At 63.6% G+C, this 25,149-nt stretch carries 28 protein-coding genes and 2 tRNA genes; 21 read left to right on the plus strand and 9 right to left on the minus strand.

Going from position 1 to position 25,149, the window contains the following annotated elements; translation table 11 throughout:
- Positions 1-214: 214 nt before the first annotated feature.
- From lepA to AADX97_RS19965, 12 genes are all read left to right on the plus strand, one after another.
- On the plus strand, positions 215-2,017 hold the full coding sequence (gene lepA, locus AADX97_RS19910) for a translation elongation factor 4 (RefSeq protein WP_374235912.1): 1,803 nt from the start codon (positions 215-217) through the stop codon (positions 2,015-2,017).
- A gap of 219 nt (positions 2,018-2,236) precedes the next feature.
- A complete protein-coding gene (gene lepB, locus AADX97_RS19915; RefSeq protein ID WP_374235911.1) occupies positions 2,237-3,088 on the plus strand; it encodes a signal peptidase I in 852 nt (283 codons plus the stop codon).
- Positions 3,089-3,141: 53 nt separating this feature from the next.
- A complete protein-coding gene (locus tag AADX97_RS19920) occupies positions 3,142-3,525 on the plus strand; it encodes a DUF4845 domain-containing protein (RefSeq protein ID WP_374235910.1) in 384 nt (127 codons plus the stop codon).
- A 25-nt stretch (positions 3,526-3,550) separates the two neighbouring features.
- Positions 3,551-4,228, plus strand: a complete 678-nt coding sequence (rnc, locus tag AADX97_RS19925; protein ID WP_374235909.1) for a ribonuclease III — start codon at positions 3,551-3,553, stop codon at positions 4,226-4,228.
- On the plus strand, positions 4,221-5,147 hold the full coding sequence (era, locus tag AADX97_RS19930) for a GTPase Era (RefSeq protein WP_374235908.1): 927 nt from the start codon (positions 4,221-4,223) through the stop codon (positions 5,145-5,147). Before rnc ends, era begins: the two co-directional genes overlap by 8 nt.
- 9 nt (positions 5,148-5,156) lie before the next feature.
- Entirely contained in the window at positions 5,157-5,963 is an 807-nt protein-coding gene (recO, locus tag AADX97_RS19935) for a DNA repair protein RecO (protein WP_374235907.1), read from the plus strand.
- The gene (gene pdxJ, locus AADX97_RS19940; protein WP_374235906.1) at positions 5,960-6,709 is read left to right on the plus strand and encodes a pyridoxine 5'-phosphate synthase; all 750 of its coding nucleotides are present in this window, start codon (positions 5,960-5,962) and stop codon (positions 6,707-6,709) included. Before recO ends, pdxJ begins: the two co-directional genes overlap by 4 nt.
- 407 nt (positions 6,710-7,116) lie before the next feature.
- Positions 7,117-8,361 carry a sugar phosphate nucleotidyltransferase gene (locus tag AADX97_RS19945; RefSeq protein ID WP_374235905.1) on the plus strand — a complete coding sequence of 415 codons (1,245 nt, stop codon included), beginning with the start codon at positions 7,117-7,119 and terminating at the stop codon, positions 8,359-8,361.
- On the plus strand, positions 8,362-9,090 hold the full coding sequence (locus AADX97_RS19950) for an endonuclease III domain-containing protein (RefSeq protein WP_374235904.1): 729 nt from the start codon (positions 8,362-8,364) through the stop codon (positions 9,088-9,090). It begins immediately after the preceding gene.
- On the plus strand, positions 9,087-9,701 hold the full coding sequence (locus AADX97_RS19955) for a BMC domain-containing protein (RefSeq protein WP_374235903.1): 615 nt from the start codon (positions 9,087-9,089) through the stop codon (positions 9,699-9,701). The genes AADX97_RS19950 and AADX97_RS19955 overlap by 4 nt, the downstream gene beginning before the upstream one ends.
- 100 nt (positions 9,702-9,801) lie before the next feature.
- Positions 9,802-10,107 carry a nucleotidyltransferase family protein gene (locus AADX97_RS19960; RefSeq protein WP_374235902.1) on the plus strand — a complete coding sequence of 102 codons (306 nt, stop codon included), beginning with the start codon at positions 9,802-9,804 and terminating at the stop codon, positions 10,105-10,107.
- Complete coding sequence (locus AADX97_RS19965) at positions 10,094-10,435, plus strand: DUF86 domain-containing protein (RefSeq protein WP_374235901.1); 342 nt, start codon at positions 10,094-10,096, stop codon at positions 10,433-10,435. The genes AADX97_RS19960 and AADX97_RS19965 overlap by 14 nt, the downstream gene beginning before the upstream one ends.
- A gap of 104 nt (positions 10,436-10,539) precedes the next feature.
- Here the strand turns inward: AADX97_RS19965 and AADX97_RS19970 are convergent.
- The 3 genes from AADX97_RS19970 to AADX97_RS19980 all read right to left on the minus strand — a co-directional run bounded on the left by AADX97_RS19970 (position 10,540) and on the right by AADX97_RS19980 (position 12,081).
- A tRNA-Leu gene (locus AADX97_RS19970) sits at positions 10,540-10,626 on the minus strand.
- 134 nt (positions 10,627-10,760) lie between these two features.
- Positions 10,761-11,204 (minus strand): tetratricopeptide repeat protein, encoded by a 444-nt coding sequence (locus AADX97_RS19975; protein WP_374235900.1) that lies wholly within the window; start codon positions 11,202-11,204, stop codon positions 10,761-10,763.
- A gap of 64 nt (positions 11,205-11,268) precedes the next feature.
- Positions 11,269-12,081, minus strand: coding sequence for an inositol monophosphatase (locus tag AADX97_RS19980; protein ID WP_374235899.1), 813 nt, complete (start codon positions 12,079-12,081; stop codon positions 11,269-11,271).
- Between the two features lie 240 nt (positions 12,082-12,321).
- Here AADX97_RS19980 and AADX97_RS19985 point away from each other — a divergent pair, with 240 nt between their 5' ends.
- Entirely contained in the window at positions 12,322-13,812 is a 1,491-nt protein-coding gene (locus AADX97_RS19985) for a mannose-1-phosphate guanylyltransferase/mannose-6-phosphate isomerase (RefSeq protein WP_374235898.1), read from the plus strand.
- A gap of 296 nt (positions 13,813-14,108) precedes the next feature.
- Positions 14,109-15,200, plus strand: a complete 1,092-nt coding sequence (gene ychF, locus AADX97_RS19990) for a redox-regulated ATPase YchF (protein WP_374235897.1) — start codon at positions 14,109-14,111, stop codon at positions 15,198-15,200.
- A 167-nt stretch (positions 15,201-15,367) separates the two neighbouring features.
- Here the strand turns inward: ychF and AADX97_RS19995 are convergent, their stop codons facing one another.
- The 6 genes from AADX97_RS19995 to AADX97_RS20020 form a co-directional block, all read right to left on the minus strand.
- Positions 15,368-16,348, minus strand: a complete 981-nt coding sequence (locus AADX97_RS19995; RefSeq protein ID WP_374235896.1) for an OmpA family protein — start codon at positions 16,346-16,348, stop codon at positions 15,368-15,370.
- 28 nt (positions 16,349-16,376) lie between these two features.
- Entirely contained in the window at positions 16,377-17,054 is a 678-nt protein-coding gene (locus tag AADX97_RS20000) for a GNAT family N-acetyltransferase (protein WP_374235895.1), read from the minus strand.
- On the minus strand, positions 17,051-17,518 hold the full coding sequence (locus AADX97_RS20005) for a DUF1778 domain-containing protein (protein ID WP_374238955.1): 468 nt from the start codon (positions 17,516-17,518) through the stop codon (positions 17,051-17,053). The genes AADX97_RS20000 and AADX97_RS20005 overlap by 4 nt, the downstream gene beginning before the upstream one ends.
- Positions 17,519-17,719: 201 nt before the next feature.
- Positions 17,720-17,992 carry a Txe/YoeB family addiction module toxin gene (locus AADX97_RS20010; protein ID WP_374235893.1) on the minus strand — a complete coding sequence of 91 codons (273 nt, stop codon included), beginning with the start codon at positions 17,990-17,992 and terminating at the stop codon, positions 17,720-17,722.
- Entirely contained in the window at positions 17,982-18,263 is a 282-nt protein-coding gene (locus AADX97_RS20015) for a type II toxin-antitoxin system Phd/YefM family antitoxin (protein WP_374235892.1), read from the minus strand. The genes AADX97_RS20010 and AADX97_RS20015 overlap by 11 nt, the downstream gene beginning before the upstream one ends.
- A 919-nt stretch (positions 18,264-19,182) precedes the next feature.
- Complete coding sequence (locus AADX97_RS20020) at positions 19,183-19,734, minus strand: Uma2 family endonuclease (RefSeq protein ID WP_374235891.1); 552 nt, start codon at positions 19,732-19,734, stop codon at positions 19,183-19,185.
- Between the two features lie 226 nt (positions 19,735-19,960).
- Here AADX97_RS20020 and AADX97_RS20025 point away from each other — a divergent pair.
- From AADX97_RS20025 to AADX97_RS20055, 7 genes are all read left to right on the plus strand, one after another.
- Positions 19,961-20,037: transfer RNA gene (locus tag AADX97_RS20025), tRNA-Met, on the plus strand.
- Positions 20,038-20,627: 590 nt separating this feature from the next.
- A complete protein-coding gene (locus tag AADX97_RS20030; protein ID WP_374235890.1) occupies positions 20,628-22,475 on the plus strand; it encodes an N-6 DNA methylase in 1,848 nt (615 codons plus the stop codon).
- A gap of 60 nt (positions 22,476-22,535) precedes the next feature.
- Positions 22,536-22,796, plus strand: a complete 261-nt coding sequence (locus tag AADX97_RS20035) for a type II toxin-antitoxin system Phd/YefM family antitoxin (RefSeq protein WP_374235889.1) — start codon at positions 22,536-22,538, stop codon at positions 22,794-22,796.
- Positions 22,796-23,218 (plus strand): type II toxin-antitoxin system VapC family toxin, encoded by a 423-nt coding sequence (locus tag AADX97_RS20040; protein ID WP_374235888.1) that lies wholly within the window; start codon positions 22,796-22,798, stop codon positions 23,216-23,218. Before AADX97_RS20035 ends, AADX97_RS20040 begins: the two co-directional genes overlap by 1 nt.
- Positions 23,215-24,564: a restriction endonuclease subunit S gene (locus AADX97_RS20045; protein WP_374235887.1), complete on the plus strand. Its 1,350-nt coding sequence runs from the start codon at positions 23,215-23,217 to the stop codon at positions 24,562-24,564. Before AADX97_RS20040 ends, AADX97_RS20045 begins: the two co-directional genes overlap by 4 nt.
- On the plus strand, positions 24,545-24,877 hold the full coding sequence (locus tag AADX97_RS20050) for a hypothetical protein (protein WP_374235886.1): 333 nt from the start codon (positions 24,545-24,547) through the stop codon (positions 24,875-24,877). The genes AADX97_RS20045 and AADX97_RS20050 overlap by 20 nt, the downstream gene beginning before the upstream one ends.
- On the plus strand, positions 24,874-25,149 hold the full coding sequence (locus AADX97_RS20055; RefSeq protein ID WP_374235885.1) for a type II toxin-antitoxin system YafQ family toxin: 276 nt from the start codon (positions 24,874-24,876) through the stop codon (positions 25,147-25,149). The genes AADX97_RS20050 and AADX97_RS20055 overlap by 4 nt, the downstream gene beginning before the upstream one ends.

Here is a 25,149-nt window from a genome sequence, read left to right on the forward strand (position 1 = left end):
GGTGGGTGGGCTAGAGGCATAAGCAGGTCGAGGATCCCGGAGGCTGCGCGCTCTTCGTCTTGACCGGTACTCTGCGGCGCATGCCCGGCGCGCCCGTGTCTGCTATGATTCGCCCTCATTTCAGACACACGCTCGCGCGCCCGGCCGACCGAATCGGCTTGCGTGTACGCCTGCCGCGCGCTCTTCACCCTATCCCCGGGCGACCCTCAGCTTCATGACAGACCTCAGTCATATCCGAAACTTCTCGATCATCGCCCATATCGATCACGGCAAGTCGACCATCGCCGACCGCTTCATCCAGTTCAGCGGCGCCTTGACCGATCGGGAGATGTCGAGTCAGGTGCTCGATTCGATGGATCTGGAGCGCGAGCGCGGGATTACCATCAAGGCGCAGAGTGTCACGCTCGACTTCAAGGCGCGCAACGGCGAGATCTATCAGCTGAACTTCATCGACACGCCCGGGCATGTCGACTTCTCCTACGAGGTCTCGCGCTCGCTGGCCGCCTGCGAGGGTGCGCTGCTGGTCGTGGATGCCGCCCAAGGTGTGGAGGCGCAGAGCGTCGCCAATTGCTACACCGCCATCGAGCAGGGGCTCGAGGTCCTGCCGGTGCTCAACAAGATCGATCTGCCTTCGGCCGATCCGGAGCGCGTCATCAAGGAGATCGAGGAGATCATCGGTCTCGATGCCGAGGATGCGCTGCGGGTCAGCGCCAAGACGGGCGAGGGGATCCCGGAGCTGCTCGAGGCCCTGGTCCAGCGCATCCCGCCGCCGCGCGGAGACGTGAACGCACCCCTGCAGGCGCTGATCATCGATTCTTGGTTTGACCCCTATGTCGGGGTGGTCTCGCTGGTGCGTGTGGTCAACGGCGAGATGCGTCGTCGCGACAAGATTCTGATCATGTCGACCGGACGCACGCAACAGGTCGATGCGGTCGGCGTCTTCACGCCGAAGAAGACCGAGCGCGACCGCTTGGGCGCGGGCGAGGTCGGGTTCATGATCGCGGGCATCAAGGAGATCGACGGCGCGCCGGTCGGCGACACCATCACCCGTCCCGACTCGCCGGCCCCCAAGCTGCCGGGCTTCAAAGAGGTGCGCCCGCGGGTCTTCGCCGGGCTCTACACCGTGATTTCGGACGACTACGAGGACTTGCGCGAGGCCCTGGGCAAGCTGCGACTCAACGATGCGGCGCTGAACTACGAGCCCGAGGTGTCGCAGGCGCTGGGTTTTGGCTTTCGCTGCGGCTTCCTCGGGATGCTGCACATGGAGATCATCCAGGAACGACTCGAGCGCGAGTATGACCTAGACCTGATCACGACCGCGCCGACGGTGGTTTACGAGGTGCTGCGCTCGGACGGGGAGATCATCAAGATCGACAATCCGGCCAACCTGCCGGACCCCGGCCAGATCCGCGAGGTTCGGGAACCCATCATCGAGGCGCACATCCTAGTGCCGCAGGATTATCTCGGCTCGGTGATCAATCTTTGTATCGATAAGCGCGGGGTTCAAAAGCAGCTCCAATACCTCGGCGGTCAGGTGCAGGTGAGCTACGAGCTGCCGTTGAGCGAGGTGGTGCTGGATTTCTTCGATCGACTGAAATCGGTCAGTCGCGGCTACGCGTCGTTCGAATACGAGTTCAAGCGCTTCCAGGCCGCCGACCTGGTCAAGCTCGACGTCTTGATCAACGGCGATAAGGTGGACTCGCTCTCCTCGATCGTACACCGCGCACTCTCGCAGACCCGTGGTCACGACATCACCGTGCGCATGAAGGATCTGATCCCGCGCCAGATGTTCGAGGTGGCGATTCAAGCCGCGATCGGCACCAAGGTCATCGCACGCACCACGGTCAAGCCACTGCGTAAGAACGTGACGGCCAAGTGTTACGGCGGCGACGTGAGCCGCAAGCGGAAGCTGTTGGAAAAGCAAAAGGCCGGCAAGAAACGCATGAAGCAGGTCGGGCGTGTGGAGATCCCCCAGGAGGCGTTTCTTGCGGTGCTCCAGGTCGGCAAAGATAATTGAAGCGCGTATGGAGTGATATGCGCTGTTTTGCGTTGGGTCGGCTTTGCGGGGGCCAATGAACGTTTGAGTCGACGCGGTTCAAGTCATGAAGAATTTTTGATGCGTCATTGCAAGATCGGCCGGTATTCTCAACGCTGAGAGCTGAGAGCTGATAACCGATAACCAATACCCAATCGTATCGCCATCCATGGATCACCGAGAGACCTCATAAACCTACCCATGAATTTCGACTTCCCTGCCTTTTTGGTGTTGGCGTCCGTCGTGACCGGCGGGATCTGGCTGATCGATGCGGTGATGTTCGCGCCGCGTCGGCGTCGCTTGGCCGAGGCTGCGGTCGGCGGAGGCGCGCTCTCCGATCAGACAAGACCGGCTTACAAGGAACCGGTTTTGGTCGAGTATGCGCGCTCTTTCTTTCCGGTCATCTTTGCCGTTTTGGTGCTGCGATCCTTTTTGGTCGAGCCGTTTCGGATCCCGTCGAACTCCATGATGCCGACGCTTCTGACCGGGGACTTTATCCTGGTCAACAAGTTCGCCTACGGGCTGCGGTGGCCGGTGCTCAACTCCCGATTTCTCGAGATCGGCGACCCCGAGGTCGGCGACGTGGTGGTGTTCAAGTTCCCGCAGGACACCTCGGTGGACTACATCAAGCGTGTGGTCGGTGTGCCGGGCGACGAGATCGCTTACCGAAACAAGACGCTCTATCGCAACGGCGAGCCGGTCGCGCAGTTACCGATCGGGCGCTATACGGGTGTCGGGTCGGGGGCGGAGATGACCGGGGCGCGCGAGGCCCTCGAGAAGCTCGGCGAGGTCGAACATCGGATCCTGACCCGACAGAACGCCCCCGACCTGCCGCCAGGGTGTCGGGTCCTGGCCTATGGTCCGATCAAGGTCCCGGAAGGTCAGTTTTTCGTGATGGGCGACAACCGCGACAACAGCAACGACAGTCGCTGTTGGGGCTTCGTGCCGGAGGACAACCTAGTCGGCAAGGCATTCGGTATTTGGATGCATTGGGACGGGCGTCGCGACGGTTCCCCGATTGCGTGGGGCCGTCTCGGCAACGGAATCGATTGATTGGATCGCAATGGGCCGCCGGATCATGACATCCGGTTCCCGAGGAGGTGCTGATGAGAGCGCGACCACACGGCCGTCAAAGCGGGGCGGGGATGTTGTCTATCCTCGTCATCCTTTCGCTGGTGATCTTTTTCGTGACCCTTGCGTTCAAGCTAGGTCCGGCATACATGGGTTTCTGGACAATCAAATCGGTTATGGACAACGTCGCCGAGCAATCGACACCGATCACCGGCGGCGCGCGCGAGATCGCCAATCAGATCGGCAAGCGCCTCGACATCAACAGCGTGGATCAGGTGACTGCCAAGGATTTCAAAATTCGGCGTACCGGCGAGAACCTCTACGAGGTGACCCTCGACTATGAGCAGCGTCTGCACCTCTTTTTCAATATCGATGCGGTCTTGACCTTCGCCTATCAGGTGGAGGTGAAGGGCCAATGATGGGCGATCTTGCGAAGGTCGGTCCGTGAACGCGGATCCGCTCAGGCTTGCTCGGCTTATCGGACACAAGTTCGTGCGCGAGAAGCTCCTCCTGCAGGCGTTGACCCACCGCAGCGCAGGATCCGCCAACAACGAGCGCTTGGAGTTTCTCGGCGATGCCTTGATCGGTTTCGTGATCGCCGAGGCACTCTGGCAGCGCTTTCCCGAAGCGGACGAGGGGACCTTGAGTCGCATGCGTGCGTCCCTGGTCAAGCGCGAGACCCTGGCAGCGCTCGCCCGCGGGCTCGATCTCGGAGATTACCTGCATCTGGGCGCCGGGGAGCTGCGCACCGGCGGTTATACGCGCGACTCGATCCTCGCCGATGCCTTCGAGGCACTCTGGGGGGCTGTCTATCTGGATGCAGGATTCGCGTCCGCCCGCGAGCTGGTTCTGCGTCTGTTCGGAACGCGCTTGGCGCAGACCAGCGCGACTCATGCCGGAAAGGACCCCAAAACCCAACTGCAGGAATGGCTCCAGGCGCAGCGCCGGCCGCTCCCCGAATATACGGTCGTGGCCACCGGCGGCGATCAACATGCCCAAACCTTTGTCGTCAGTTGCGCGCTCGCCGACGCGGATCTCGGCACCCGCGCCGAGGGCGGCACCCGACGCGGCGCAGAGCAAGCGGCGGCACATGCCATGCTGGAGCAGCTCAAGAATGTCTGAAATCATCGCCGGTCGTTGCGGGACCGTGGCCATCATCGGGCGGCCGAACGTCGGCAAGTCAACCTTGCTCAACCGTCTGATGGGGCAGAAGCTCGCCATCACCTCGCACAAGGCGCAGACCACGCGCCACTCGATCCTCGGCATCAAGACACGCCCCGAGGGACAGATCCTCTTCGTCGACACGCCGGGCATCCATCAGCGCGGGGCGAACGCACTCAATCGCTATCTGAATCGCGCGGCCCGCACGGCGATCAGCGATACCGACTTGGCACTCTTCGTGGTCGAGGCGCTGCGCTGGACCGACGAGGACGCAGCGGCCCTCGAGGCCATCGCAACCGCGGGCGTGCCCGTGATTGCGGCCGTCAACAAGGTCGACCGTATCTCGAACAAGGAGGATCTGCTGCCCTATCTGCAGGATCTCGGTCAGCGTCACGCCTTCGTGAACCTGATCCCGGTCTCCGCGGCGAACGGGGATCAGGTCGAGGTGCTCGAGCTCGCCCTGCTGCGCGGCCTGCCCGAGGGCGAGCCGGTTTTTCCCGAGGATCAAATCACCGACCGCTCCGAGCGCTTCTTTGCCGCCGAGCTGGTGCGCGAGCAACTGGTGCAGCGTTACGGCGAGGAGCTGCCCTATCGCACGACGGTGGAGATCGAGCGCTTCGAGGAGGCCGGCGGGCGCTACAAGATCAACGCCCTGATCTGGGTCGAGCGCCAGAGCCAGAAGGCCATCATTATCGGTCGGCAGGGCGAGGCCCTGAAGGCCGCCGCGACGCAGGCACGCCTGGAGATGCAGAAGGTGTTCGGCTGCCCGGTACACCTGGAGGTCTGGGTGAAGGTGAAGAAGAGCTGGTCGAGCGACGAGGCCGCCTTGGGGCGTCTCGGCTACGGAGATGGACCCCTGGACGGGCGCGGGGGCAGTTGAGCCTGTGCCGTGAACGCTCGCGGGTCTCTGTTTCAGGCCTTCGTGCTGCATCGGCGCGATTACGGCAACACCAGTCTCCTGCTCGAGGTCTTCGCCGCCGGGCGAGGGCGATTCCCTGCGATCGCCAAGGGTGCCCGCCGAGCGCGCCAGCCGACCAGTGCCTTGCTCCAGCCGTTCCAACCCCTCTGGTTGGATGCGGTCGGCCGCGGCGAGGTCTTGACCCTGACCCGGGTCGAGGCCGCCGGGCCGGCGATCGGTCTGCTCGGGCGCCCGCTGCTGTGCGGTTTTTATCTCAACGAGCTGTTGGTTCGCCTGCTCGGTCGCGATGATCCGCACGACCCGCTATTCGCCTTCTATCATGCTGCGCTGACGGGCTTGGCGAGCGGCGAAGACCTTGAAACCTTGCTCCGGCAGTTCGAGATTCGGCTGCTCGACGAGCTGGGCTATGCGCTCGCTTTGGATGTCGTAGCTGGCTGCAATCAGCCGGTCGTACCCGACGGGGCCTATGTGCTCGTCCCTGGACAGGGCATGCGGCAGGTGCAGGCGGATGAGTGCGCCGACCGCGTCTCCGGCGCGACCTTGCTCGCCTTGGCGCAGGGCGATCGGTTGGCCCCGCATCAGCTGCGCGAGGCGCGGGTACTTCTGCGACGCCTTCTGGAGCCCCACCTCGGAGGGCGTCCGCTGAAAAGCCGTGAGCTCTTTCGGCGCTTTGCCGTCGCGTCCGCCCCGAGCCCGGGATCGGGACCGGAACAGGGGCCGGGCACCTCTCGCGACTCAATGCATGTCGGAATTACGAATCGGAGTCTTGAATCTTGACCAGTCAAACCGCTGCCGGGGTCCTGCTCGGCGTCAACATCGATCATGTCGCGACCATTCGCCGGGCGCGCGGGACGCGTTATCCGGAGCCGATCCAGGCCGCCTTGGTGGCCGAGCAGGCGGGCGCGGACTCGATTACGCTGCATCTGCGCGAGGATCGTCGCCACATCCAGGAGCGCGATGTCGAGCTACTCTGCGGCATCCTGCAAACCCGCATGAATCTCGAGATGGCGGCGACCGCCGAGATGGGAGACATCGCCTGTCGGCTGAAACCGGCCGATTGCTGCCTGGTCCCGGAGCGTCGCGAGGAGCTCACCACGGAAGGCGGTTTGGACGTTCGTGCGAATCGGCCCCACCTGCGGGATTTTTGCGCACGCTTGGCCGACGCAGGGATCCGTGTCTCGCTGTTCATCGACGCCGACCCGGACCAGATCGAGGCAGCGCACGCCGTCGGCGCGCCCGTAATCGAGATCCACACGGGGCACTATGCCGACGCCGAAACCGCCGCTGCGCGCGCTGAGGAGCTGGCCCGCATTCGGCACGCGGTGAACCTCGGGCTTTCGCTCGGCTTGCAGGTCAACGCCGGACACGGCCTCGACTACCACAACGTGAAGGCGATTGCGGCGATTCAGGGCGTGCGCGAGCTCAACATCGGACATGCCATCATCGCCCGCGCCATTTTCTCTGGCCTCGATCAAGCCGTTCGGGACATGAAGGACGTGATCGATGCGGCGGTGGCGGCGTGAATCTGATGTGTGTCCGTCAGCCGTCTTAGGTGATTTCCGCAAATTTCCATACCCGTAGGTTGTGCTGACGATAGGAAGCACAACTTGCGCCGACGGTTGGTTGTGCCTCGCACGGCTCGGCACAACCTACGCCCTTGGTATGAAGGTTTCCGGAATTCGCCTAAGCATCCCTACTGCGCATGCCCGGAAGACCTGAAGGGCTGTGCGTGCGAATAAACTCGCACCTACACTGCGGTCCTTTCTTTCCCGGAAATCACTTTAATTTCCGTTTCTCCGTGAGAGATTTTGAAACTGATGGGTGAAGGGCCGTACCTCGCCGGGCTGCCTCGTCCGACTGGCCTTTCCGACAGCAACCCCGCTAGACTGTGCCTCGGGACGAGGGGTCCCGTCGGCGATTCCGTTCCGCTATGTCTACAGAGACGCTCATCCTTGTCCTTGCCATCGATCGTGGCGCGGGTCCCGCTCCGCTGACGGAGCACCGCACGAAGGCGGCGGTGCCCTTCGGGGGCAAGTTCCGTGTCATCGACTTCACCTTGGCCAACTGTCTGCATTCCGGCTTGCGACAGGTCTTGGTGCTGACCCAGTACAAGAGTCACTCGCTTCACAAACATCTGCGCGACGGCTGGTCGATCTTCAATCCGGAGCTGCGCGAGTTCATCACCCCGGTCCCGCCGCAGATGCGCGAGAGTCAGGAGTGGTACGCCGGTCCCTTCGACGCCATCCGTCAGAATCGCTATCTGATCGAGCGCAGCCATGCTCGGCAGATCCTGGTCCTGGACGGGGGCGCCGTCTACCGCATGGATTACGCCGAGCTGGTGCGCGCTCATGCGGAGTCCAAGGCCGAGATCACGGTCGCGGTTCGCGCGGTCAACGGGCGCGGTTCCGGGACTCAGGCGCGGGTCGAGCTGACCGCGGGCGAGCGTATCGCCGGGTTCAGTCCACCGGCGCCGGCGCCGCTCGAGAATCTGCTCGCCGCGCCGATTCCGGACGAGACCGAGCGATTGGAGACCATGGGCGTCTATGTCTTCGACCGTGGTTTTCTGCTCGAAGAGATGGCGCGTCTGGATCAGGCGCGCCGTGATCAAGGCGCGGTTGCCGACACGGATCTGGCCCTGGATATCGTCGCACGCGTCGTCGCCGATCACCGTGTCGTCGCCTATCGTTTCGGCCAAGACCGCGGGCGCGTGACCCCGGATCGCTACTGGTGCGACCTCTCCTCGATCGACGCCTATTACCAGGCGAATATGGCCCTTTTGCGCGCCGAGCCGCCTCTGGATCTTTATCAGGCCGACTGGAACATCCATACCTATCAGGGACAGTATCCGCCGGCCCGCACGGTTCCGGGTGCGACGAGCGGGAACGAGGGCATCTTCGTCAACTCCATGTTGGCTGCGGGCACCGTGATCAGCGGCGGCGGGGTCAATCATTCGGTCCTCTTTCCGAAGGTGCGGGTGCAGGACGGCGCCATCGTGGAGGCATCCATCCTCTTCAACGGGGTGACGGTCGGGCAGGGCGCGCACCTGCGCAACTGCATCGTCGAGAAGGATGTGGAGATCCCGCCGCGGATGCAGATCGGTCACGACCTGAAGGCCGACCGCGAGCGCTTCACCGTCTCCGAGAAGGGCGTGGTGGTGGTCACCAAGATTCCCTGAGTGGACGCCGATGCGCTGCGAGGTGTCTATGCGAGGCTGCTCGACGTCTTCGGCGAGCAGGACTGGTGGCCTGCGCAGACCGCGTTCGAGGTGATGATCGGTGCGATCCTGACGCAAAATACCGCCTGGACGAACGTCGAGCGCGCATTGGAGCGTTTGCAATCGCGCATTCCGCTCGACGCCGAGTCGATCCTCGCCCTGGATCCGCTGGAGCTTGCCGATGCGCTGCGACCCTCCGGGTATTTCAACGTCAAGTCGCAGCGGGTCCGGGCGTTTTGCGAGGCGTATCTGCAGGCCGGCGGCCAGCGCGGGCTTGATGTGCTCGCGACGCCCGAGCTGCGCGCTCGGCTCCTGGCGATCAATGGCATCGGCCCCGAGACCGCGGACGATATCCTCCTGTACGCCTTCGACCGCCCCGTCTTCGTCGTCGATGCCTATACGCGCCGGATCTTCGAACGACTGGGTCTGCTCGCCGTCGGGGAGCCCTACGAGGGCATTCGTCGCGCCTTCGAGCAGGCACTCGGTCCTGACGTGCCGATGCTCAAGGAGTACCATGCGCTCATCGTGTCGCAGGGCAAAGAGATCTGTCGGACGCGTCCCGCATGTGAGCGTTGTGCACTGCGCCGGACCTGCGCCGCGGCAGTGGCGAGTCCCTCGGATTCATCCACTTCATCGCGCACGGCGCAGCAGCGTCGGCGCGGGACAACAGCATCAGAAGAGACCCCATGATCGAGCTTCGGACCTACGTCTTCATCGATTCGCTTCAGCCGCAGCTCGCCGAGTATTTAGGCACCGTCTCGCAGGGCTTCCTGCCGGTGCCGGGCGATGCCTGTCTCTGGATCGAGGTCGCGCCCGGGATGGCGGTGCACCGTCTGACGGATATCGCGCTGAAGGCGACGCGGGTGCATTTGGGGCAGCAGGTGGTCGAGCGCGCCTTTGGATCGATGGTCATCCACCATCGCGATCAGAGCGACGTCATGGACGCCGGTCGAGCGGTCTTGAATGCACTCGATACGACCGAGGGCGCCCGCAAGAGCTGCCGCATCGCCTGGAAGGAGACGATCCGCTCGATCACGCCGGACCACGCGGTCCTGATCAATCGCCAGGATCGGCGCGGATCCATGATCCTTCCCGGGCAAAGCATGTTCTTCCTGGAGACCGAGCCCGCCGGCTATGTCGTGTACGCCGCCAACGAGGCGGAGAAGGCGTCGAACGTGACGCTCATCGACGTGCGTGCGGTCGGCGCTTTCGGACGTCTGACCTTGGCCGGGCGCGAGGCCGATATCGATGCCGCCGGGAAAGCGGCCGTCGCTGCCATCCACAACCTTTCGAGGGGTTGATACCGCGCCGATCCTCTGTCGTCGCTCGGTCGGCGGCGTGGGTTTGCGAACCCCGGCTTGCGACGCCGCCGCGGTTTCGGTTGCTATAAGAGAGCCCCCTATGGATCAGATCTTGAGTCTGGATGAGAGTGTCCTCGCCCGGTTGTGCAAGAAACACCGGATACGCCGTCTGTCCTTGTTCGGCTCGCAACTGAAGGGAACGGCACGGCCGGACAGCGACATTGATCTGCTGGTCGAGTTCGAGCCCGACGCCCACCCGACCTTGCTTGACATGGCGCAGATCGAGATCGAGCTATCCCAAGCTATGGATGGGCGCAAGGTCGATCTGCGCACGCCGGAGGATCTGAGTCATTTTTTTCGCCAGGAGGTCATCCGCACGGCCGAGGTGCAGTATGTCGCCCGATGATCGCTGGCGCGTCGGACACATGATCGAGGCGGCCGAGCAGGCGCTGAGCTTCTCGCGGGGGCGGACCCGGGCAGACCTCGATAGTGATTCGATGCTGGTGATGGCCCTGACTCGCGCGGTCGAGATCGTCGGCGAGGCCGCCGCCCAGGTGAGTCCGGCGGGACGGCAGGAGCTTCCCGAAGTGCCTTGGGCGCAGATCGTCGGCATGCGCAATCGCCTCGTGCATGCCTACTTCGACATCAACCGAACGATTCTTTGGGACACAGTGCAGATTGCCTTGCCGCCTTTGCTCAGGCAACTGAAAGCCTGCGTAGGAGGATCGGACTAATCCCGGCTATCACCAACTACGAACCGGCTGCGATCGGTGTGCTATCGAGCCCGAAACGCAACGAAAAAGGGGCTAGGCTTTTGGCCTAACCCCTTGTCTTGTATTGGTACCGAGGGCCGGAGTCGAACCGGCATGGTGTCACCACCGTCAGATTTTGAGTCTGATGCGTCTACCAATTTCGCCACCCCGGCAACGCAGCTGCGCAGTATACCCGCTGTCCGTCATCATGGGTACCCCGTCGGCGAAGCGGCGAAGCGCGTGGATGCTCTGCGGTCGGGCCTGGCGCTCGCGCAGGCGTCGAGCGGTGCGAGCTCCTCTGCCCGGATCAACGTTCGTCGAAACCGGCAAGCCGGTAGAGCCGATTGGCCTCGTCGAGATCCTTCTCCACGCCGTGACCTTGCTCGTACATCATGGCGAGCGTGGTCAGGGAACCGACCAAACCCTGCTCGGCGGCCTTTTTGAACCAATGCACGGCCTTTTCCGGATTTTTGTCGGTGCATTCGCCTTCCATGTACATGAAGGCGAGCCCGTGTTGGGCGAGGGCGAGGCCGGACTCGGCTGCGCGCTTCATGGAGGTGTAGGCGAGCAGCGGGTTGGGCAGCATGCCGAGGCCGTTCTGGGCCATGATGGCGATGCGGTATTGGGCGTCCGGGATGCCCTGCTCGGCGAGTGGGGAGAGGAGGCCCGCCGCGCGCGAGAATTGTTTGTATTCGAAGGCGGTAATGCCGCTCGACAGGGCCATGTCAAGGTCGCTGATCTCTTCGGTCATGGAGGATTCCTCGTCGTGATGGGATCGGTGGATGCGGGCGCGGCTGCGCGATGCTGTGTTCCGCTCAGGCCGTGTGCATCGGCAGGCCGACGAAGTCGAGCCAGCGTTGCAGCAGCGCGTCGTCGGACGCCGCGACCGCGAGCCTCGGGGCCAGGCTGATGTCGGTCGCTTCCGTGGCGCCTCGATCGGCGTAGAGCCGTGACGCGGCGCCGGCCTCGGAGGCAATCAGGTGGCCCGCGGCATAGTCCCAGAGTTTCTGCCCGCCGTGCAGATAGAGCTGGTAGCGGCCCGCGGCCAACCAGCACCAGTCCAGAGCGACCGAGCCGAGGTTTCTCTGGGAGCGGAAGCCGCCGGGCCGAAACAGCGCCGGGATGCGTTCGGGCGGGAGACGTTTCATGTCGATCATCGCCAGGCAGTCGCCGAGTTTCGGGCCGGGCGCGAAGGGGCGGATGGGCTCGCCGTTGAGCACCGCACCGCCTCCACGCACGGCAGAGAAACATTCGTCGCGGACCGGGTCGTAGATGACGCCCAGTGTCGCCTGTCCGTGCTCGACGAAGGCCAATGAGATCGAAAAGCCGGGGAATCCGCTGGCGTAGTTGCCGGTGCCGTCGAGCGGATCCAGGATCCAAACCCCGGCGTCGGCCTCGGCGAGGAGGCGGCGTTGATCCTCCGCCGTCATCTCTTCGCCCAACAGCGGTGTGCTCGGAAACTCCCGTGCGATGGCCTCGACGATCCGTGCCTGGGTTGCGAAATCCGCCTCGGTGACCAGACTACCATCGGTCTTCCGCTCGGCGACGATGCTGTGAAAGCGCGGCATGATCTCGGTGGCTGCGGCTTCGCGCAGGATGTCGCCGATCAGATTCGGGTCGGGTGTCATCTGGGATCTCTGGTTGGCTCGGTGTTGATGCGTACGTCCGAGGGCAGTTTGCCCGAGGCGCTCCCTGGCGGTAGAGGTGAGGCGGTCGCGGGGAAGATGCAACCGCGCGAGCGCACGCCGGCGCGACGGGGCGGCCTGACGATCGAGGTCGAGCAGACGTCTACGGAGGTCGAATCGGCCGAATTGCGTTAATCTTGCAGGCTTGTAAACGATCCGGAATCTTTGACCAGGAGTGCGTCGATGCCACTACAGCCCGTCATCCTCTCCGGCGGCTCGGGAACGCGCCTTTGGCCGCTCTCGCGCGAAGCCTACCCGAAGCAGTTTCTGGCGCTCACCAGCGAGCACACCATGCTGCAGGAGACGGTGCGTCGGCTCGACGGTCTCGACGAGGAGCATCCACGCCAAGCCGTCGGCCAGATCGATCCCATCGTGGTCTGCAACGAGGCCCACCGCTTTCTGGTCGCCGAGCAATTCCGCGTGATGGGGCGGCGTCCGACCGAGATCATCCTCGAGCCCAAGGGTCGCAATACCGCACCGGCGCTGACCTTGGCGGCCCTTTCGGCGATCCGAGGCGGGAGCGATCCGGTCCTGCTGGTGATGCCGGCCGACCATACCATCCGCAACGAGGTCGGTTTCCGAGCGGCCGTGGCCGATGCCTGCGTGATCGCGCGCGAAGGCGCAGTGGTGACCTTCGGAATCGTTCCGAGCAAGCCCGAGACGGGTTATGGCTATATCCGGCAGGGTCATGCCTATCGGATCGAGGGGCTGTCCGGGAACGCCTATCTGCTCAATGGCTTCGTCGAGAAGCCGGATGCCGAGACCGCCGCGGGTTATTTGGAGTCCGGCCAGTACCTTTGGAACAGTGGCATCTTCGTCCTGCGTGCATCGCTCTGGCTCGGGTTGATCGAGCGGTTCCGTCCGGATATCGCGCAAGCCGTGGCGAGTGCCTTCGAGGCGGCCACGCACGACGGGGATTTTCTCCGTCTGGATGCCGAGCACTTCGGCGCCTGTCCGAGCGACTCCATCGACTATGCGGTGATGGAGCCCTTGGCCCGGGATACCGGGGGTGCCAATCCGCCCGCGGTCGTGGTGCCCTTGGATGTCGGCTGGTCCGACGTCGGCGCCTGGTCGGCACTCTGGGAGGTTCGCGATCAGGACGCCGCCGGCAACGTGCTCGACGGCGATGCCTTCGTGCACGACGCCCGCAACAATCTGCTGATCGCCCATCACCGGATGCTGGCCGCCGTCGGGGTCGAGGACCTGATCGTGGTCGAGACCCCGGACGCGGTCCTGGTCGTGTCCAAAGAGCATGCGCAGGACGTCAAGGCGGTGACCCAGTTCCTGCAGCACGAGCAGCGCAACGAGTATCGCCACCACCAACGGGTCCATCGTCCCTGGGGGTCGTACGAGGCGATCGGGCAGGGGCCGCGCTATCAGGTCAAGCGACTGATCGTGAAGCCCGGCGAATCACTGTCGCTGCAGATGCACCACCATCGCGCCGAGCATTGGATCGTCGTCTCGGGGACCGCGCGCGTGACCTGCGAGGACAAGTCTTTTCTGCTCACCGAGAATCAATCGACCTACATCCCGGTCGGCTCGTCGCACCGCTTGGAGAATCCGGGCTCCATCATGCTGGAGCTGATCGAGGTCCAGTCCGGCGGCTATCTGGGCGAGGACGACATCGTGCGCTTCGAGGATCGCTACAACCGCGGGGCGAAGGAGACGCACTGATCGGCCGCGCTCGTAAGACCGTTGCGGCAGGCAAAGCCTCGGTAGCTTGTGACACCCGCCCTGCGGTGTCGCGCATACCCCGTGGCGCTCTGTGCCACGCGCCACGATGGCCGGAGTTACGAGCAAGGCCAAAACAGCTATACCCGTTACGCCTCGGTTCTACGGCTTTACGGTCGCTAAGTCACTCATGAGTTCGTTTCTAACCACTAACCACTAACCACTATCTCTGAAAACCGGGGCGAGGACGCCCCGGCTCCTGTAGAATCGTGGGTCTTTCCGAGCGGACCCTAACAGCCATGGGATTCAAATGCGGGATCGTCGGCCTGCCCAACGTCGGCAAGTCGACCCTCTTCAATGCCCTGACCAAGGCGACGATCGCGGCGGAGAATTACCCCTTCTGCACGATCGATCCGAACGTCGGCGTGGTGCCTCTGCCGGATCCGCGCCTCGATGTCCTCGCCGCCATCGTCAAGCCCCAGCGGGTGATCCCGACGACCATGCAGTTCGTGGACATCGCCGGCTTGGTCGCCGGCGCGTCCAAGGGCGAGGGGCTCGGCAACAAGTTCCTCGCCAACATCCGCGAGACCGATGCCATCGCCCACGTGGTGCGCTGTTTCGAAAACGACGATGTGGTGCATGTCGCCGGACGGGTCGATCCGCTGGACGACATTGAGGTCATCAACACGGAGCTCGCCCTCGCGGATCTGGAGTCGGTGACCAAGGCACTCGATCGCGCCGAGCGCATGGTGAAGACGGGCGACAAGAAGATCCTGGCGCGCAAGACCCTACTTGAGCAGATCCGCGATCAGCTCGACGCGGGCAAGCCGGTCCGCGCGATGGGCTTGGATGCCGAGGCGCTGCGCGAGGTCCGCGATCTCTTCCTGCTGACGGCCAAGCCGACCCTCTACATCGCCAACGTGGCCGAAGACGGCTTCGTCGACAATCCGATCCTGGACAAGGTCGTCGCGCTTGCCGCGTCGGAGGACGCCGAGGTGGTGCCCGTCTGCGCCGCCATCGAGGCCGAGATCTTCGACCTTGAGGACCAAGAGCGCGATGAGTTCCTCGCCGAGCTGGGGCTAACCGAGCCGGGTCTGAACCGCGTCGTGCGCGCCGGCTATCGCTTGCTGGGTCTGGACACCTATTTCACCGCCGGCGAGAAGGAGGTTCGCGCCTGGACCATCCCGTCCGGCGTGCGCGCCCCGCAGGCCGCCGCCGTCATCCACACCGATTTCGAGCGCGGCTTCATCCGCGCCGAGGTCATCGCCTACGACGACTTCGTCGCCTGCAAGGGCGAGCAGGGCGCCAAAGAGGCCGGTAAGCTGCGCTCCGAGGGCAAGGAATACATCGTCAAGGACGGTGACGTGGTCCACTTCAGATTCAACGTTTAAACCGCGCCCATCGCTCGATGCGATGTTCTTGGATGGGATCGGCCCCGGCAGACTGGTCGGCTGTTGGAGCCGGCGCGGTTTAAAGACGGTTCAAAAACAAGCAAAACAACCCGCCGAGAGAATTCCTATCGCCGACGGCAGATCAGCCGCGACCTGGCGAATCACCTTCATGGCTCGATCAGATAGATCTCGATCCGCCGGTTGCGCTCCCGCGCAGCGATTGTTCGATTGTCGGTGACGGGGCGGATTCCGCCGAATCCCGTGGCCTGAATGCGGTCGGGATCGATGCCCTTGTCCAATAAAGCCTCTCGCACCGATTGCGCTCGGTTTTGGGTCATCTGTTGGTTGCGCTGTGTGTTTCCCTTGCTGTCGGAATGTCCCTCGATCCGTGCGAGCATGTGCTCGTAGCGTATGAGGACCTTGGCGATCTCCCCGAGGACGCTCGGTGGCTCGGAGGCGAAGTCGGCCCCGTCAACCTTGAACGAAAGCTCGGGTTCACCGAGCGTGATCAGATGACCCTGCTCGGCCGCAAGGGCGCCAAGGAGCGCGAGTGCCTCGTCCAACCCGGCGCGATTGACAGCCGGAACCGCTTCGACGGGTGCGGGAGGCGTTGTCGCTGTCACAGGCTCCTCTGTGCTGCGATTCGCCTGCTGGATTAGGACATCGTCGATCCGCTTGCGATGCTCTTGTAGGGTCGCGACGTCTTCTTCAAGCCGCTGGATCTTCTTCTGCAATTCAGTCAGCGCGGCGTCCATCGCCACTCGATCCGCCTGTTTGTCGATAGAGTCAGGAGGCGTCTCGACCGCGCTCGTGACGGGGATGTTGGTGGTTTCGTCGGGCTCCCCGGAAACCACATCGATCGCGCTCGTGACGGGGATGTTGGCGGTTTCGCCGGGCTCCTCGGAAACCACGTCGATTGCGTTCGTGACGGGGATGTCGGCTGTCTCGTCGGGCTCCTCGGAAACCACGTCGATTGCGTTCGTGACGGGGATGTCGGCGGTTTCGTCGGTCTCCTCGGAAACCACAGGGATTGCCGGTGTGTCCGTATCTCGGCCGACGGACATCAGGAGACCGGCAAAAACTGCGACACCGAGAACGATCGATGCGAGGACCCATGCCGATCGCCTTGCTGGGGTTCTATCGGACATGCTGGCTCCTCGGGAGGTGGGTCGGTGCTCAACGCGGCATCGAGTGCGGCTTGGGGCGCGTCTGGCCTTGACCCGCGAAGGATAACAAAAGACTTGGCCGACGCGCATGTCTTCGCCGAGGCGAGAGGAGATAGGGGGCAATAGGGGACGGGGAAATAGGGGACGTACCACGAATTGTAAGCGGCAGCTCGTTCGCCCCGAGACCGCGGAACGACGGTGGTATCGTCGCCAACGGCAGGAAGAGCGTCAGCGGCGAGTCGGGCAAGGCGATGAAGCTGTGGTGACGGTAGAAGGCTGCTGCCGATTCGTCCTTCGCGTCCACCACCAGACTGAAGGCGGCGATCTCGGAGCGGGCGACACGTTCGAGCGCGTCGGCCAGCAGCGCGCCGCCGAGGCCCTGCCCCTGGAAGCTCCGATCGACTGCCAAGCGCCCCATGCGCACGGCCGGTACCGAAGGATAGCGCGGCAGCTTCTTGGATGTCGTGGCCGGGAGGTCGGCCAGCAAGATGCTCGCGGATGCCAGGGTGTAGTACCCCGCAATGCGCCCCTCTTGGGTGAGGGCCACGAAGGAGGCGGTCACCCTGCGGCGAATATCCCGGGTGATCTGGTGGCGAAAATAGCGATCCAGCATCGCCGAGGCGATTTCGAAGGTCGTGCGGTCATGTGCGGCTTCGATCGGTACGATGCGAAACGCCGCGCCGCTCACTGGGTGGCCACCAACCTACGGCGACGCTCGAAAGCACGCTCCAGGGAAGGGGTGGGCGGTGGCGGTGACAACAGGGCCTCTGCAAAGCGTTGGGAATCGGCCTGCGATAGCCGGATGACCTCGGCCTGCTCGATAGCGCGCTGGGCGGCCTCTTGGACGGCCGAAACCACGAAGTCGGTCATGGTGCGACCCTGGATCTCCGCGGCACGCTTAAGGTAATTTCCGCAAACTTCCATACCCGTAGGTTGTGCTGACGATAGGAAGCACAACTTGCGCCGACGGTTGGTTGTGCCTCGCACGGCTCGGCACAACCTACGCCCTTGGCATGAAGGTTTCCGGAATTCGCCTAAGCATCGCGTGCAGCTCGGTGCTGATTCGGGCCTCAAGGCGGGCGGTTGAAGTCGCTGATGGCATAACATGTTCCTCCTTGTCCTAAAGTACGGCAGATTGCCGTAAAGTTCCATCGCTCTAATCTAGCCCGCGGAGGGCGGAACCCGCGTAAGGCGGAACGGGATAGCGGTTCCGCCACCTGCCGCAAGCCACGGCGCCGGCCGGCTGATCTGGCGTCTGCCGGGAGGCTCCGGCATCGGAATGGTCGCCGGAATGGCGGATCGCCCTGGCGGGCATCCGCCCTCCGCCACTACGACGTATCGTCGATGGCGGTGTCAGTAGTGGTAGCGTCCCTGCAGGAATTCGATTCGATCCGCCTTTACCAGATAGATGCAGCGGTGCTCTTGGGTAATGCGTCGGGACCAGATGTCCGGGCCCAGGTATCTCAATGGCTCGGGATGACCGATTCCCTTGAAGGGATCTCGCAGAATGGCTGCCACCAGATCGAGCAGGCGCTTGGCCGTGCGCCGCTCGGTGCCAACCCAGTAGGAGAGGTCTTCGATAAACTCCGGGTGAAAGACCGCGACGCGCTTTCCTTCACCCTCCAAGACCGACTCGCTCCTCAAGCGCCTTTACCGTCATCGGTGCCAGGTCCTGCGAGCGAGCCCTGGCCAGTGCCGCGAGGAGTCGCTCGGCGTTTTTGGGGGATCGGAGCAGGTGGGCCGTTTCTAATAGGCTCTGCAGCTCGTCGGCCGCGATCATGGCGACCGCACCCCCGGAGCGGCGGCGCACCAAGATCACCTCACGGTCGTCAACCGCGCGATCCATCAGTGTCTTCAACTGCTCGCGAGCCTGCGTGTAGGTTGTCTCGATGGTCATGAATCTCACCCTTGCTTGTACAGAACTACTGTACGGATTGAGCCGGCCGTGTCAACATCCGGCAGCGCTTTGGCTGCTGTCCTGCACAGGCGACGCGAAGGGAACACACGATCCCGTGGAGCCCGCGTAAGGCGGAACGCAATCGCGGTTCCGCCACTTGCCGGAAGGCACGGAGGCGGCTGGGTGTTCTGGCATCTACCGAGAGGGAACAAAACGGGGTCGGGTCTTTCTTTTTGCCTCCAGCTGCTCTCGTGATCCATGCGGCGGGCTTTGGTCATCCTTTCGTCCAGGCCTCTTGGGTTCCCCGACCGGACGCGAGACTCCGGCCGCACCCCCTGGTACGCCGACTTCAGTCGGCACCCAGGGACGGCTGACTTCAGTCCGCCGCGCGGGCGCGCTCGGGCGACTGAAGTCGCCCGTCCCCGGGTGCCGGATGAATCCGGCGTACCCGGGCGGTCGCGGTCGGCAACCTGGTCACCGCCGATGTGGCCGAAACGATGATCAAGGCCATGCGGCGCACGGCGACCCCGCGTAAGGCGGAACTCCGATCGCCCGCTTCGGGCAGAACGCGATAGCGGTTCCGCCACTTGCCTGAAGCCACGGAGGTGGCTGGGTGTTCTGTCGTCTACCGAGAGGCTCCGGCATCGAGGTGGCCGGCCGAATGGCTGATCGCCCTATCGAGCATCCGCCCTTCGAGCGATCGGCTGGGGGAAGGCCAGATAGAGATCCTGACGGTCTTTGAGGGACATCGTCGGTTAGCGGTCGACGATCTGCCGTAGCGATCGGAACCCGTCCCTGGTTCCGCCCCGAAGGAGAAAGGCAACCGGGCGGAGTGGAACGATCCGATGAGTGCCCGGACGGCGGTGCTCGCGGCGATCCGGGACAACCCGGAGCATGATGTCTGGAATGACCTTTCGCGTCATTCGCCTCCGAGCAGGGCGTCGAGGTCCAGCTCGATCGCCTCGAAGGGCGGGATACGGGCGCGGCCCCGATCCTTCAGCGTCGCGATCGTGCGCCAGTCGCCGTCCGTCAGCGCGTGGGCGGACAAGATGCGCTCCTCGGGCCAAATCAGCCAGTAATGGGGTACGCGATGACGTTTCAGCAGGAGCGGCAGGGCCAACGTATCCTTTCTTTCGTGCCCGGGCGAAACGATCTCGCAGACCCAGTCCGGAGGCAGGTCGACAATCCCGTTTGGCGGCCTCGGTAGCCATTCCCGCCGCCAGCCGGCGAGGTCGTGCGACGGACACTCATGGGCCTCGTAGGCAACGCTGATCTCGGTGGCGAACCACCAGCCGCCGCCCGGGACTGCGCCGCGGCTGAACGGGTTCAGCTCGACGCGCAGGTTGCCCTGAGCGGCACCGTGGGCAAAACGCGCCATCGGTCGGCGCACGATCTCTCCGCCGATCAGCTCTACACGCTCTTCCGGCGACAGAAGGAGGTCATCGAGGGTCTTAAGCTTGAGCGCCTCCAAGGTTCGGCTCCGGCAATGGATGGATAGACGAGCATCTTCGCGCAATCGTCGCATCGACTCCAATTCACCCGCGTAAGGCGGAACGCGCGACAGAGAAGCCGGCAGCAAGGCGTCCCGAAGCGTCGGGGTCGCCGTATGGCCAATGGTGGGCGCACTGCGGAATCGTCATCGCATCTCTTGAGGTTGACGGCGTCGAGCCCGAAACGTATGATTCCGCGTCTTGTTTGGCTACGTAGCTCAGTTGGTTAGAGCATCGCACTCATAATGCGAGGGTCCCCTGTTCGAGTCAGGGCGTAGCCACCAAAATTCAGAGACTTAGGTTAGCCTGGTTTCGCCTCCTTCCGCCTCTTTCGTGTTCCTTTGTGGTACCTGAGCGATCGGCGCAAATTCGCGCCACGTCTCGCTTGGCGACCCATGCTGCGATTTGCCGTTACCTTGATGCTCGGCACGGGTCGGAGCCTATTCAGCCCGTTGTCGGCGCGTCGGCTCGGCCCAGAGCGGTCTTGGGTTACAGTCGGGTTTGGTACCTGGTGGTACCTTCGTGTACGGCCGGTTGGCGAGGCGACCCGATGCGATCAGGTCGCCCCGACCGGCTTAGGGGCCAGCTCGACCCGGACTGATGCCAGTGCGGCAACAAGGGAGAGGAACCCATATCCTCGGACGACTTCAACGCCAAATGGCAAGGCGTCACACTCACCGAGCGCCTCGGTTCAAGAGCACCTCATCGACATCGGTCGGTCGGCGAACGCCCTCAGCCAAGGGCCAGCTCGACCGGGTTTTTGCCATGTCGAGGAGAACCTCGGCCGAGGCCGGCGGGATCGAGCGAAACTCTCTTTTCCATAACACGGCAGGCTTCAATACGTTGGCTTTGGAGAAGTAGGAGCACTGGACCCGTGAACCACCAATCACTGTCGTCCTTCATCTGGTCCGTCGCGGATCTGCTGCGAGGGGACTACAAGCAGTCTGAATACGGGCGCGTGATCCTGATCTTTACGGTGCTGCGGCGCCTGGACTGCGTGCTCGCGGACACCAAGGATGCGGCGCTGGCGGAGTTTGCCGCGCGCGTCGAGGCCAAGCTCAACCCCAGGCCATTCCTGCTCAGGATCACCCAGCGCGGTTTCTACAACGTATCGCGGTTGGACATGAAACGCCTGATGGGCGATCAGGACCACATCGCCGCCAACCTTGAGCGCTACATCGACGGATTCTCTCCCGAGGTGCGTGAGATCTTCGAGCGCTTCGACTTCGTCACCCAGGTGGACCGGCTCCAGCGCGCCGGGCTGCTCTACCAAGTCACCGAACGCTTCGCGGCCATCGATCTGCACCCGGACAGGGTGGACAACCACCGGATGGGCCTGGTCTTCGAGGAACTGATCCGCCGCTTCGCCGAGATCTCCAACGAGACCGCCGGTGAGCATTTCACCCCGCGCGACGCCATCCGGCTGATGGTCAATCTGCTCTTCATCGAAGACGACGCGATCCTGACCCGTCCCGGCGTGGTGCGCACACTCTACGATCCGACGGCCGGCACCGGCGGCATGATCTCTATCGGCGAGGAGTACGTTGCCGAACTCAACCCCGACGCCCGCCTGACCCTCTTTGGTCAGGAACTCAATGCCGAGTCCTACGCCATCTGCAAGGCGGACATGCTCATCAAGGGGCAGGACATCAGCAACATCGTTTTTGGCAACACCCTGTCCGCCGACGGGCTGCTCGGTAAGCTCTTCGACTACATGCTCTCCAATCCGCCCTTCGGCGTAGAGTGGAAGAAGATCGAGGCGTTGGTGCGCAAAGAGCACACCGAGAAGGGGTATGCGGGACGCTTCGGTCCGGGGTTGCCGCGGGTCTCGGACGGATCGCTGCTGTTCCTCCTGCATCTTCTTTCCAAGATGCGCCCGGCGGTGGACGGGGGCAGCCGGATCGGCATCGTGCTCAACGGCTCGCCGCTCTTCACCGGCGGTGCCGGCTCCGGCGAGAGCGAGATCCGCCGTCACGTGCTGGAGAACGATCTGCTCGAAGCCATCGTCGCCCTGCCCACGGACATGTTCTACAACACCGGCATCGCCACCTACGTCTGGATTCTCTCCAACCGCAAGCCAGCGCACCGCCAGGGCAAGGTCCAACTGATCGATGCCGGTCACTTCTGGCAGAAGATGCGCAAGAGTCTGGGGAGCAAGCGCAAGGAGATGAACGAGGAGCACATCGCCCTGATCACCCGCCTCTTCGGCGATTGCACGGAGGCGAGCCTCGCCCTGGTGCTCGATGGCCGCGGCAAAGAGGTCGACCGGCGCGTGCTGATGCCCGGCGACAGCCCGCCGGTTGCCCCCGACGACGGGACCGGTCGCGCCAAGGTCCGGGTGGTGCCGATCTCGCGCATCTTCCGGACCCAAGACTTCGGTTACCGAACCATCACCGTGGAGCGCCCGTTGCGCGACGAGGCGGGCGAGATCGTGATCGGACAGAAGGGCAAACAGAAGGGCAAGCCCCAGCCGGACCCCAAGCTGCGCGACACCGAGAACGTGCCTCTCGCCGAGGATGTGGAGGCTTACTTCGCCCGTGAGGTCCTGCCGCATGCCCCGGACGCCTGGATCGACCACGACAAGACCAAGGTCGGCTACGAGATCCCCTTCAACCGCCACTTCTACGTCTTCGAGCCGCCGCGTCCGCTGGATGCCATCGACACCGATCTCGCTCGGGTCACCGATCGGATCAAGGCCAGGATCGAGGGGCTGTCCGGCTGACATTCACGCGTTCGCCACTCATAATAGGAACGTATCTACATCTCCCGCGGAGGCATCGCGATGACCATGACCACGCTCACCAGTCGCGAGTTCAACCAGGACACCGGCCGGGCCAAGAAGGCCGCCCAGAGCGGCCCTGTCATCGTCACGGACCGGGGCAAGCCGTCCTACGTCCTGCTCAGCATCGAGGAGTACCGGAGGCTGACCGGGGCGACCCGGAACTTGTTGGAACTGCTCGCGATGCCCGCTGACGCCGGGGACATCGATTTCGAGCCCCCGCGTCTGGACGGCGCGCTGGTCAGGGCGGCAGATCTCGACTGATGTATCTGCTCGATACGAATCTGGTTTCCGAGTTGCGCAAGGCGCGCACGGGCAGGGCTGACCCCGGCGTTGTAGCCTGGGCCGCGAGCGTCGGGGGCGAGGACCAGCACCTGAGCGTCATCACCGTTCTGGAGCTCGAACTGGGCGTCCAACTCCGTGAGCGACGCGATCCGAGCCAGGGCGAGATCCTGCGCGCCTGGTTGGAGCGACAGGTCCTCGTCGGCTTAGCCGGCCGCATCCTGCCCATCGACACCGACATCGCCCGCCGCTGCGCCGGACTGCATGTGCCGAACCGGCGCCCGGACCGCGACGCACTGATCGCGGCTACCGCCCTGGTACATGGTCTGACCGTGGTTACGCGCAATGTCCGCGATTTCGACGGCACCGGCGTCGCCCTGCACAACCCCTGGAGCGACCGGTGAGCTTCCCGCGCTATCCGGCCTACAAGGACTCCGGGGTGGAGTGGTTGGGGGAGGTGCCGGAAGGGTGGGCGGTTTGCGCGCTCAACTATCGATACGATGTGGCGCTGGGAAAGATGCTCGATGAAAAGCGCATAACAGGAAATCACTTAGCGCCGTACTTGCGAAACGTGGATGTGCAATGGGGCCGGATTAACATCGACGATCTGCCGGAAATGGACTTCAGCGGCAACGACATTGCCCGATACCGGCTGGATGCAGGGGATCTGCTCGTTTGTGAAGGAGGCGAAGTCGGCCGAGCTGCAATGTGGCGAGGCGCAATGCCAGAGTGTTACTACCAAAAAGCCTTGCATCGGGTACGGCCCAAAAACAAGCGGACCGACAATCCGGCGTTTCTGTACTACATCTTGGCTGCTGCCGCTTCTCGTTCGATCTTTGCGGAGTCAGGAGGGAAGTCGACCATCGCACACCTCACTGCGGAAGCCTTTCGGCGATATCGATTTGCTTTTCCTCCGAAGTCCGACCAAACCACCATCGCCACCTTCCTCGACCGCGAAACCGCAAAGATCGACGCCCTGGTGGCCGACTACCGCACCCTGATAGAGCTTCTCCAGGAGAAGCGCCAGGCGGCGATCTCCCATGCTGTCACCAAGGGCCTGGACCCGACGGTGCCGATGAAGGACTCCGGGGTGGAGTGGTTGGGGGAGTTGCCGGAGCATTGGAGGGTTGTCCGACTCGCTGAACTATTTCGCGAGGCCAACGACTCGGGCGAAGAGGATCTTCCGATCCTTACAGTTTCGATCCATCACGGCGTCTCAGACAAGGAGTACGAGGAGGACGAGTTGGAGCGAAAAGTCACCCGGAGTGATGATCGCTCGAAGTACAAGACCGTTCGCCCAGGCGATCTCGTGTACAACATGATGCGCGCGTGGCAAGGCGGATTTGGTGCAGTTGTTGTTAACGGTCTTGTCAGCCCCGCCTATGTGGTGGCGCGCCCGATAGTGCCGGTTAGCACGTCGTTCATTGAGCAAGTTCTGCGGTGTCCTACAGCCGTAGAAGAAATGCGCAGACGCTCTCATGGCGTAACCGACTTCCGCTTGCGCCTATATTGGCAAGAGTTCAGGGATATCAGAGTAGGAATGCCTCCGCTAGAGGAGCAAGCCGAAACCATGCGGTTGGTCCTAGACCAGACAGCGAAATTCGAGGGCCTCATCTCCGACGCCGAAGAAGCCATCTCCCTCCTCCAAGAACGCCGCACCGCGCTGATCTCCGCCGCCGTCACCGGCAAGATCGACGTGCGCGGCCTGGTGGCCATACCCGAGACTGACCTTGTCCGATCGTGCGGTTGACGGCATGATCCAGGGCACGATTCCTCTTCCGACCGAGACCGCCATGGGCACCATCAGCGCCAACGACCTCAAGACTAAGGGCATCGCCGCCATCGAAGCGGCCTTGGCGGGCCAACCCGAGGCGGTCGTCTCGGTGCGGGGCAAGGAACGGTTCGTGGTGATGGACCTCGACCACTACCGCTACCTCCGGGAATGCGAGCTGGAAGCCGCGCTGGCCCAGACCCGGGCGGACCTGACCAGCGGGCGCTTCGTCGAAGAGTCGGCGGATGCGCACCTGCGGCGCATCGCGGCCCCGGTGGAGGGCGATGGGTGAGCTACCGCCTGGTCTTCACAGCGCGCTACGAGAAGATCGAGGCCAAGTTCCTGCGCCGTCACCCGGATCTGCGGCCGCTCTACGGCAAGGCATTGCGGCTGCTGGAGGCCAATCCGCATCACCCGTCGCTGCGACTGCATCGACTTGAGGGACGTCTCCGCGATCTGCACTCGGCCTCCATCAACCTGTCCTATCGCATCACCCTGGAGCTGCTGGTCGAAGACCAACGGATCATCCTGGTCAACGTGGGCGACCACGAGACGGTGTACTGA

This window comes from Thiocapsa sp. C2-2m (assembly GCF_041903745.1).
Lineage (GTDB): Bacteria > Pseudomonadota > Gammaproteobacteria > Chromatiales > Chromatiaceae > Thiocapsa > Thiocapsa roseilacustris.

What these genes read in the sequence shown, in the direction of transcription:
- lepA (WP_374235912.1), top strand. Translation starts at nt 215, where the DNA reads ATGACAGACCTCAGTCATATCCGAAACTTCTCGATCATCGCCCATATC.
- lepB (WP_374235911.1), top strand. Translation starts at nt 2,237, where the DNA reads ATGAATTTCGACTTCCCTGCCTTTTTGGTGTTGGCGTCCGTCGTGACC.
- AADX97_RS19920 (WP_374235910.1), top strand. Translation starts at nt 3,142, where the DNA reads ATGAGAGCGCGACCACACGGCCGTCAAAGCGGGGCGGGGATGTTGTCT.
- era (WP_374235908.1), top strand. Translation starts at nt 4,221, where the DNA reads ATGTCTGAAATCATCGCCGGTCGTTGCGGGACCGTGGCCATCATCGGG.
- AADX97_RS19945 (WP_374235905.1), top strand. Translation starts at nt 7,117, where the DNA reads ATGTCTACAGAGACGCTCATCCTTGTCCTTGCCATCGATCGTGGCGCG.
- AADX97_RS19955 (WP_374235903.1), top strand. Translation starts at nt 9,087, where the DNA reads ATGATCGAGCTTCGGACCTACGTCTTCATCGATTCGCTTCAGCCGCAG.
- AADX97_RS19960 (WP_374235902.1), top strand. Translation starts at nt 9,802, where the DNA reads ATGGATCAGATCTTGAGTCTGGATGAGAGTGTCCTCGCCCGGTTGTGC.
- AADX97_RS19965 (WP_374235901.1), top strand. Translation starts at nt 10,094, where the DNA reads ATGTCGCCCGATGATCGCTGGCGCGTCGGACACATGATCGAGGCGGCC.
- AADX97_RS19975 (WP_374235900.1), bottom strand. Translation starts at nt 11,204, where the DNA reads ATGACCGAAGAGATCAGCGACCTTGACATGGCCCTGTCGAGCGGCATT.
- AADX97_RS19980 (WP_374235899.1), bottom strand. Translation starts at nt 12,081, where the DNA reads ATGACACCCGACCCGAATCTGATCGGCGACATCCTGCGCGAAGCCGCA.
- AADX97_RS19985 (WP_374235898.1), top strand. Translation starts at nt 12,322, where the DNA reads ATGCCACTACAGCCCGTCATCCTCTCCGGCGGCTCGGGAACGCGCCTT.
- ychF (WP_374235897.1), top strand. Translation starts at nt 14,109, where the DNA reads ATGGGATTCAAATGCGGGATCGTCGGCCTGCCCAACGTCGGCAAGTCG.
- AADX97_RS19995 (WP_374235896.1), bottom strand. Translation starts at nt 16,348, where the DNA reads ATGTCCGATAGAACCCCAGCAAGGCGATCGGCATGGGTCCTCGCATCG.
- AADX97_RS20005 (WP_374238955.1), bottom strand. Translation starts at nt 17,518, where the DNA reads ATGGAACTTTACGGCAATCTGCCGTACTTTAGGACAAGGAGGAACATG.
- AADX97_RS20015 (WP_374235892.1), bottom strand. Translation starts at nt 18,263, where the DNA reads ATGACCATCGAGACAACCTACACGCAGGCTCGCGAGCAGTTGAAGACA.
- AADX97_RS20035 (WP_374235889.1), top strand. Translation starts at nt 22,536, where the DNA reads ATGACCATGACCACGCTCACCAGTCGCGAGTTCAACCAGGACACCGGC.
- AADX97_RS20040 (WP_374235888.1), top strand. Translation starts at nt 22,796, where the DNA reads ATGTATCTGCTCGATACGAATCTGGTTTCCGAGTTGCGCAAGGCGCGC.